This window comes from Natranaerobius trueperi (genome assembly GCF_002216005.1).
GTDB lineage: Bacteria > Bacillota > Natranaerobiia > Natranaerobiales > Natranaerobiaceae > Natranaerobius_A > Natranaerobius_A trueperi.
In genome coordinates, this window is the sequence record NZ_NIQC01000071.1 from 1 (window position 1) to 835 (window position 835).

At 45.0% G+C, this 835-nt stretch carries 1 pseudogene; it reads left to right on the forward strand.

Going from position 1 to position 835, the window contains the following annotated elements:
* Positions 1-297: 297 nt before the first annotated feature.
* A pseudogene (locus CDO51_RS13090) lies at positions 298-835 on the forward strand (reverse transcriptase domain-containing protein); the annotation flags it as partial.

Here is an 835-nt window from a genome sequence, read left to right on the forward strand (position 1 = left end):
GCATACGTGGGGTGGATGAGTGTGCATATCAACACAAAGTCCAATACCACCCGAACCCCACGGTGTAAATGTGGCAGATGTATGAGAGGAAAGGTACCGTTCTTAACAGGGGAGGTCTTACGGGGGTTGCCTACAAGAGGGTTTAACCAACAACCCACAGCGACAAATCGTGCGGTGATGCACGGTTGAACCGTAAGAAGTCAGCCAAGGTCATAGTACCGGATACGGGAAGGACCGAACAATGGTAGTCTTTTAAACTAGAGAGAAGGTGAGATAGTGCAAAGAGAGCAGAAAACTGTGAAAACAGGCTACCCTTGCGAGGGTATGGTGGAACCAGAGAGTACCAAGGGAGCGCGGAGTACTAACTCACTGGAACCTAGCGAGGAAGACGGTGCAGAGAGCTTACTTGATAAATTACTACACACAGGAAATTTAAATTCAGCTTACAAAAGAGTAAAGCAAAACAGAGGTGCAGCAGGTGTTGACGGGATGACAGTCGATGAGTTAATGCCATATTTAAAAGAGAACAAGGATGGATTTCTAGCGAGTTTGAGAAGTGGGAAGTACAAACCCCATCCAGTCAGACGAGTAGAAATACCTAAACCTGATGGTGGGGTAAGACTTCTTGGAGTGGATAATAGCTTTGGGTTTAGACCAAACCGCAATGCCCAACAAGCGATCAAAAGGTCAAAAGATTACTACGCCCAAGGCTACAAATATGCAGTTGACATAGACCTAGCAAAATATTTTGACACTGTGAACCATGACTTGTTGATAGGTATGGTAAGGGAACAAGTAAAGGATGAAACCATCATACGACTCATACGCAAATTTT